We start from the raw sequence: 7,238 nt of genomic DNA, 5'->3' as shown, positions 1-7,238 counted from the left end.
GCCACACAAGTCGCCACCCGAATAACCCAAACCTTCAAAATCAACTGCCCCGTACGCACCATCTTCGAAAACCCGACCATCCACCAACTCGCCCACGAGGTGGAGGTTCTGGTCACCGCGGATGTGACGGGGCTGCCGGTCGACGACGTTCGAGGCATGCTTGCGGCCCGCAGCTCCGACACCGCCAGGCCGGCTTGATCCCGTTCGAGATCCCCAGAGGAAGCCCATGCCAGACACGCGCACCATACGGACGATCGAGGGCGGGGGCACCAGCCTCTCCGCCTACGTGGCCCAACACCGAGGGCAGTTGCGGGACGACCTGTTGGCCGATGGTTCCGTTCTCTTCCGAGACTTCGGCGTCCACGAGCTCGGCGCGTTCGACGACACCGTCCGCGCGCTGTCCGGGGCCCCGCTCGCCTACGCGGAGCGGTCCTCGCCCCGCAGCCCGATCCAGGGCCACATCTACACGTCCACCGACTATCCGGCCAACGAGGAGATCTTCTTCCACAACGAGAACTCGTACCAGCTCAGCTGGCCGATGGCGCTCTACTTCCACTGCGTGGAGCCTCCGCACACCCTGGGTGCGACGGCCCTCGCCGACATCCGCACGGTCTACGAGCTCATCGACCCCGCGGTCCGCGAAGAGTTCGCAGACCGCGGCTGGCAGGTGGTCCGAAACTTCCGCGACGGGCTCGGCCTGTCCTGGCGCGATGTCTTCGGCACGGACGACCGGGGCGAGGCGGACCGCTACTGCGCCGCGAACGGCATCGAGACCCTCTGGCTGGACGACGGAACGCTGCGGACCACGGCCACCCGTTCCGCGGTGCACACCCACCCCTCCACCAAGGAACACGTCTGGTTCAACCACGCCACGTTCTTCCATGTGACGAGCCTGGAGCCGGAAGTGTGCAGCACGCTCCGGGAGCTGTTCCGGGACGACGAGATGCCGACCAACACCTTCTATGGCGACGGCGCGCCGATCCCGGACGACGTCCTGGACCATCTGCGTGACTGCTACCGCAAGGCGAGCTACCGGTTCGACTACCGGCGGGGCGACGTGCTGGTCATCGACAACATGCTGACGGCGCACAGCCGCGAGCCGTTCACCGGGCCGCGGCGGATCGCGGTGGCGATGGCGGAGGCGTACGCCGCGGACCGCAACCGTGGCGACTGACGCGCGGCCGTCGGGCTGGGACCCGCCCTGCCCGGTGGCCGCGTTCCTGGGGCAGTCCGGATGGGGAAGGAGGATCATCCCCGCCGACTGCCCCGGAGTCCGGCCCGCCACCTGCTCGGGCGCACCGGAGGATCGGTCGGTCGTCGTGCCCGGACCGGCCGCGAGCGGGTACGTCCTGCCGCCGGAGGTCGTCCGGACCATGGTGTGGTCGCGGCTCCGGACCTTGGCGAGCGACCTGAAGGGGCCGTCGGCTGACGTCTGGCGCACCTTCGCCCGGCAATGGAACCGGGGCTACACACCGGTCGTGCCCTGGCCTCCGGGCCAGGGCATGATGCCCCTCGGCCATGCCGCACGGAGCTGCGCCGGAAACGGCCTCGCGTGGCAGCGGATCCCGGGTGGCTGGAAGCAGTCGCCCGCCGATCAGGTGCTGCGCGAACTCCGGGTCGATCCGGTGCCCTGGGACAGCGGCTTCGTACAGGACTTCGTCCGAGGTGAGGAGGCGGAACTGGCCTGCGCCCTCCATCAACAGCTACGGCTGCGCTCCTTGATCGACACGACGTTGGGCTGCGCCGTGCGGCTCCGTCCGCTGGTGGTGTGGGGCCAGGCCCTGGATCCGCAGGGCATGTCCGCCGAGGTCCGATTGCGAGAGCCCTACGTGCTGTGGGCCGCACAACGGCAGCTGTTCGCGCTGCGCGACGAGGTGATCCGGCAGGGCGATCTGCTGGTGTGCGAGGCGGAGAGCCGAACGGCGCGACGTGTCCAGGCGGTCGTGCGGGCATCGGAAGACCAGGTGCGCGGGGCGAGGATACTGGCGTTCTTCGCCCACCAGCAGCTCGGGCTGACTCTGCGGGGGCGGGGATCGGCACGAGCAGCGGCCGGCGGCGACGTCGTGATCGGCGCGGCCGCCGCTCGGCTGGCCGCCGTCCGGTCACCGGGACAGGGGGTGGCGTGCGGTGTCGACGCGATCGCGCATGTCGTGGCGGCGCTCGATCACGCGCACTGGATCACGAGCGCACTGTGCACCGCGCTCGCCGGGGGCACTGCGCCGGCCCGCGGCGGCCAGGCGCGGCAGGACACAGCAAGGCGGTACGGGCCTTCTTGAGTGAGCGGCGCGGAGGTCTCCGGGGGCTCGACGGGCCGTGACGCGGCGTCTGGCGCAGGCCCTGGTCTCCGCGTCGCGGAAGCCGAACGCGCGGCGACTACGGGCGTTCGGCTATCCGCTGGGACGTCGGCGTCTTCTCCGCGCTGCTTGCAAGCCTGATTGTCGAGGCGGCTCGCGCAGAGCGAACCGACGTGTCGCCGGTCGGCGTGGAATCCACGACGACCCGTGCCCGCCATGGCGCAGCTGCTATTGCCCGCCCTGGACATGCCAGTTGAGCCGTCGCAGGCGCGAGACGAGCACGGGTTTGTTGGCGGCGGAGACGGTGAGGGACATCCGTGCCGTGCCCTGGTGGGCCGAACGGTCGATGACGATGTCGGCGACGGCCACCCCGCCCGCGGCCATGTCCCCGAAGAACCGGGCGTACTGCTTGAGGTCGTCCCCCATGACGACCTGCACGGTGGCGAGGTCCGCGGGCGGCACGCCGTACTTCCCGGGCAGGGCGACCTGCCCCTGGGTTCCCTTGCGCAGGAGGTCCAGCAGCGGCGCCGCATCCGGGGTGCCGGGTGCGCGGAGCACGGCGGCGGCGCCGAGGGTGTCCTCGGCGAACGCCTCCAGAACGTCGGCGACCGCGGCGGCGTTCGCGGACAGCAGGTCCGCCCAGAGGGCGGGGCTGGCGCCCGCGCCCCGCGTGACGTCGAGGAGTTCCTTGCCGGCCAGCCTCAGAGCGGAGGCCTCGGTGTCCCGCAGCCGGCTGGCCAGCAGGGTGGAGATCAGGTGCGGGGCGTGGGAAACGCGTGCCATGGCCAGATCGTGCCCCTCCGCGTCCAGGAAGACGGGGGTGGCACCGCAGAGGGACACGAGCGTGAGCGCGATGTTGAGCGCCCGGTTGGCCGTGGCCTCGGTGGGTACCAGCGCCCAGGGGTATCCCTCGAAGAGGTCGGCCCTGGCGGCAAGCGGCCCGGGGCGTCCGTTGCCCACCAGCGGGTGCCCGCCCACGACGGACGTCGGGTCGCAGCCGAGGGCCTCGATCTCGCGTTCCGGCAGCGCCTTCACGCCGGCGACATCGGTGTAGCACCGGGCGGCACCCTCCTGCTGGAGGGCCACCAGCGTGGTGGCCACCGCGGCCGGGGGCACCGCGAGGACGGCGACGTCCACGGTGCCGTTCGGTGCGGCGGTGGTGCCCGCGCCGACGTCCTGGGCGGTTCGCGCCGCGCTGGCGTCGGTGTCCCGCAGATGGGTGACGACGCCGCGTGCGCGCAGGGCCAGCGCGATCGACGTGCCGATCGCGCCGGTTCCCACTATGAGCGCGGAGCGCATGAGCGCTGCTCCTGGTACCGCGTCATGGCTAGCCTCGCGGGGCGAGGTCGTAGAAGCACATGCGGGGGCCGGCGGTGGCGCGGGTCAGTACGCGTCGGCACGTGAGCTTGGACCGCTCGATGACGTCTGCCCAGTCTGACCTGTCGACGGGGAAGCCCTGGTCGGTCAGCACGTGCATCAGGAAGAAGTCGGAATCGTTCTCACGGTCGTCGTAGTACGGCTCCGGCTCGCCGATGAGCAGCATCTTCTCCCCGGTGAGGACCTCGGCGTAGGCATCGAGGATATCCACGACGGCCTGGTCGCCGTCGCGGAAGTGCTCGTGCAGGACGCCGATGCCGCTGATGACCTCGACCCCATTGCACACCTCCGGCCACGTCGTCGGGTCGAAGGCGTCGCCGACCACGAACTCCAGCCGGTCTTCCAGGCCGTGCCGGCGGGCCTGTTCCCGGGCGACCTCGACGGCCGCGGGTGCGATGTCCAGGCCGACTCCGGTGACCTCGGGATCGCTGAGGCAGACGTCGATCAGCAGCTGGCCCGCTCCGCAGCCGAGGTCCAGGATGCGCTTGGCTCCCCGGCCGGCCATCGCCTCCCGGACGATCGGCGTGTAGTACTTCGCGAACACGGTGCCGCAGTGCCGGCTCAGAGGGCCGTTGCTGCGCTGCACATCGGTGCCGTACACCGCCTTGCCGGTGATCAGGTCGCTCATCCGCTGGGTGACCGGCCCGTAGGCCTCCACGTAGAAGCCGAGCCGGGCGAGCGATATCTCCGAGGTCAGCAGCTCGCCCTGGTAGGTGAGGGTGTAGGTACCCTGCCAGTCCTCCAGCAGCCCGCGCACCACCAAGTAGCGCAGCACGTTCGCGGCGATGCGCCGGTTCATGCCCTCCAGCAAGCCCTCGTCGGCGCTGTTGCGGCCGTCGCGCAACCGCTCGAGCAGGCCCGTGTCGGACAGGGCGTGGACGGCGTGGCACAGATGCATGGCGCTGATGAGGCCCGGCATGGTGGACGCCTGGAACTGCTGCCAGGTGCCGATCAGTTCCGCGTCGTGCAGCTCAGCCACCTCGGCCCGCGCGGACTGTGAGTAGCCACTCCGAATTTCCATGGGAAACCTCTCCGTCGTCAGGCGGCGCTGTCGAGCACCGCCGAGATCCAGTCGGTCAGACTCTTGTTGCTCTGCTGCGCGGCCTCCTCCCAGCGCCGGACCCGGTTCTCCGCCAGCCTGAGACTCAGCTCGACCTCACCGGTCCGGGGCGTGATCTCATCGGGTGCCGTGCTCGCCTTGATCTGCCTGCGCAGCTCGTTGCGCGACCACTTGAAGCGCTCGGCGAAGTCCAGCCAGTGGTTCTGCTGCTCCTCTGGCAGACCGGCGACTTCCATGTGGTGTTGGAAGGTCAGTTTCTCGCGTCGCCGGGAGGGCGCGAACTTCTTGGCGACCCATACGTAGTTCCGAAGGGTCTGGTAGTCGAGCATGGTCTCCCGCATGGCCCGCTGGTACCGGTCGCGGTACTGCTGTTGACCGAAGGCAAGCCAATCGCCGATCCACCAGGCGGAGGAGTCGGAGATGGAGAGGATGCGGTCTCCGATGCGACACCACTCGTCCAGCGGGAGGTTCTCCGGAAGGCGCAGCCGGGTTCTCTCCATGGCGATGGACGCGTCATCGGGGAGCAGCGCGGCAGGAATCTCAGCCGGAACCCGTTCGCTCCGGCGATGCGTTTCCTTGGAGCGCCCTTTGAGGAGATCGGTGGCCACCAGGTCAACTCCCTCGTATCGTCGCGTGCTCGGTCTGTTTCACGGGCACGGAGGTCACGGCCCCCAGGCCGAGTCCTGGGAGATTAATTCCGAGGGTTGCGTGATGGGGTCGCCCGGCGACTCGGCGTACGACGGCAGTGACATGGGCAGCAGAATTGCCAGAACTGCGGCCGTAGTGGCGAGAAGTGTCTTCACGGAAAGTTTCAACATAAGTGCTTCCTTCACGGTGCGTCTTCCAGCGGTCTCCATCCTGGCCGCCGCCCGGGAAAAGCACGATGGAGGAGCGACTGCACGAAGGTAACGTGCAACTTTGTGAACGGTGATCAAATATGCTCAGAGTCGGACATGTGCGACACCCGCCCTGGTTCGACGGTATGTCCGGTTGCACTGCGCCACTACCAATCGGCGCTGCAGAAGGATGAGTTCGCGGCGGGACCGGTGCCGGCATGCCTGCTGGCGCTCGGCCTGGTACAGCCCCGTACCGACGACTCCGAAGCCGTGGTTCCGGTACCCCCGCACGCGGCGGCCTTCACGGTGCTGCAGCCCCTCCAAGAGGAACTGGCCGCCAAGAGATATAAGGAGAGATCCCTCATGGCGGCCTTCTCGCTGTTCGAGGAGGTCTACGCGGACACCAGAAGGGGCGAGCAGCAGTCGTTCACACTTCTTCGCGGCGAAACCGCCATCAACGGAGCGTTGGCGGCGGCGGTGGACGCCTGCCAGGAGGAGTTGCTGACCGCTCAGCCGGGTGGCGGCCGCAAGGCGGACGATCTCGCCCGCGCGCTCGAGCGGGACATGCGACTACTCGCCCGCGGGACCCGGCAGCGCACCCTGTACCAGCACACGGTGCGTCACCATCAGCCCACACTCGCCTACATCAGGCAGATCACACGGGCGGACGCCGAAGTACGCACGCTGACCGAGGTGTTCGAGCGCCTGATCATCTGCGACCGCAAGGTCGCCTTCATACCGGTGTCCGACGACCGCAGCACCGCGGCGCTCGAAGTGCGGCATCCGGCCGTGGTCCGCTTTCTCGCCCGGTCCTTCGACCGCGACTGGAAGCGCAGCATCCCGGTCGCTGACCCCGACTCGGCGCTGCGACCGAGCGTCGTCGTATTGGACATCCAGCGCACGATCCTGCAGGCCGTCGTCTCCGGGGAGACCGACGAATCCATCGCGCGGCAGTTGGGGATGAGCCGGCGCAGTGTCGCGGAGCACGTACGCAAAGTATCGGAACACCTCGGCAGCGGAAGCCGTGCGCAGCTCGGATACTTGCTGGCCACCTCGGGGTTCCTGCTCGACGACCCCGGTGTCGTCGAGGGTGGTGACTGAAAGGGCTCGGCCCCGCCCCGGGTCGGCCGCCCGGAGACCGGCCGTGGAGCCTGACTCAGGGCGGCCCCGGGGTCAGGCCGCCCGCTCGCCCGGGAGGTAGGTGAACTCGAACTCGATGCCGTTGATGTCGAATGCGTAGAAGCTTTCGACACCGTCGCTGTCGACGACGATCTCGGTGGGCGGCACGTCCCGGACGAAGGCGTATCCGCCGGTCTCGTACACATCGACCCACCGCTCGCGCCACAGCCGCAGCTGCTCCGGGGTCCGCACCTCGATGCAGGCGTGCTGGAACTGGTTGGTGTCCGCCGGCGGCGGGGCGGCGTGCTCCGGGCCGCGGGAGAACAGGTGGAACCGCATCCCGCCCACCATGATCTCCGCCAGGCCCGAGAGTCCCGGTAGCCGTTCCATGCTCAGGTCGGAGAAGGTGTCCAGGGTCCAGGTCACCTCGGCACCCAGGAACTCCCGGTACCAGGAGATGCTGGCGTCGAGATCGGCGGTCTGCACCGCCAGGTGATGGAGCGTCAGTTGTGCCGGGTCGGGCTGGGACTCGGTGTCGAGCACAGCGGCTCC

General features: G+C 69.1%; 8 protein-coding genes. 4 read left to right on the top strand and 4 right to left on the bottom strand.

What is annotated here, in order from left to right:
- From ACFW2Y_RS09240 to ACFW2Y_RS09230, 3 genes are all read left to right on the top strand, one after another.
- Positions 1-198: phosphopantetheine-binding protein (locus tag ACFW2Y_RS09240; RefSeq protein WP_384875767.1), on the top strand; the 198-nt coding region annotated here is incomplete at its 5' end.
- Between the two features lie 28 nt (positions 199-226).
- The gene (locus ACFW2Y_RS09235) at positions 227-1,174 is read left to right on the top strand and encodes a TauD/TfdA family dioxygenase (RefSeq protein WP_384875764.1); all 948 of its coding nucleotides are present in this window, start codon (positions 227-229) and stop codon (positions 1,172-1,174) included.
- Between the two features lie 145 nt (positions 1,175-1,319).
- Positions 1,320-2,276, top strand: a complete 957-nt coding sequence (locus tag ACFW2Y_RS09230) for an aromatic amino acid lyase (RefSeq protein ID WP_384875761.1) — start codon at positions 1,320-1,322, stop codon at positions 2,274-2,276.
- A 246-nt stretch (positions 2,277-2,522) separates the two neighbouring features.
- On the opposite strand, the gene ACFW2Y_RS09225 is transcribed toward ACFW2Y_RS09230, so the two are convergent.
- The 3 genes from ACFW2Y_RS09225 to ACFW2Y_RS09215 are packed head-to-tail and all read right to left on the bottom strand — an operon-like array spanning position 2,523 to position 5,339.
- Positions 2,523-3,593, bottom strand: coding sequence for a prephenate dehydrogenase (locus ACFW2Y_RS09225; RefSeq protein ID WP_384875758.1), 1,071 nt, complete (start codon positions 3,591-3,593; stop codon positions 2,523-2,525).
- 28 nt (positions 3,594-3,621) lie between these two features.
- Positions 3,622-4,692, bottom strand: a complete 1,071-nt coding sequence (locus ACFW2Y_RS09220; protein WP_384875755.1) for a methyltransferase domain-containing protein — start codon at positions 4,690-4,692, stop codon at positions 3,622-3,624.
- Positions 4,693-4,709: 17 nt separating this feature from the next.
- Entirely contained in the window at positions 4,710-5,339 is a 630-nt protein-coding gene (locus tag ACFW2Y_RS09215) for an LmbU family transcriptional regulator (protein WP_384875752.1), read from the bottom strand.
- Positions 5,340-5,684: 345 nt separating this feature from the next.
- Here ACFW2Y_RS09215 and ACFW2Y_RS09210 point away from each other — a divergent pair, with 345 nt between their 5' ends.
- Entirely contained in the window at positions 5,685-6,668 is a 984-nt protein-coding gene (locus tag ACFW2Y_RS09210; protein ID WP_384875749.1) for a LuxR C-terminal-related transcriptional regulator, read from the top strand.
- A 72-nt stretch (positions 6,669-6,740) separates the two neighbouring features.
- Here ACFW2Y_RS09210 and ACFW2Y_RS09205 read toward each other — a convergent pair whose 3' ends face one another.
- Positions 6,741-7,229, bottom strand: coding sequence for a VOC family protein (locus ACFW2Y_RS09205; RefSeq protein ID WP_384875747.1), 489 nt, complete (start codon positions 7,227-7,229; stop codon positions 6,741-6,743).
- Positions 7,230-7,238: the final 9 nt, after the last annotated feature.

Origin of the sequence: Streptomyces sp. NPDC058877 (assembly GCF_042742855.1) — a bacterium.
In the GTDB taxonomy this organism is placed as follows: domain Bacteria; phylum Actinomycetota; class Actinomycetes; order Streptomycetales; family Streptomycetaceae; genus Streptomyces.
The sequence above is the reverse complement of the archived record's forward strand: the minus strand, read 5'-3'. Positions and strand labels throughout refer to the sequence as shown.

Excerpts from the sequence above, each read along its gene's own strand:
- ACFW2Y_RS09235 (WP_384875764.1), top strand. The coding sequence starts at position 227 with ATGCCAGACACGCGCACCATACGGACGATCGAGGGCGGGGGCACCAGC.
- ACFW2Y_RS09210 (WP_384875749.1), top strand. The coding sequence starts at position 5,685 with ATGTGCGACACCCGCCCTGGTTCGACGGTATGTCCGGTTGCACTGCGC.
- ACFW2Y_RS09220 (WP_384875755.1), bottom strand. The coding sequence starts at position 4,692 with ATGGAAATTCGGAGTGGCTACTCACAGTCCGCGCGGGCCGAGGTGGCT.
- ACFW2Y_RS09225 (WP_384875758.1), bottom strand. The coding sequence starts at position 3,593 with ATGCGCTCCGCGCTCATAGTGGGAACCGGCGCGATCGGCACGTCGATC.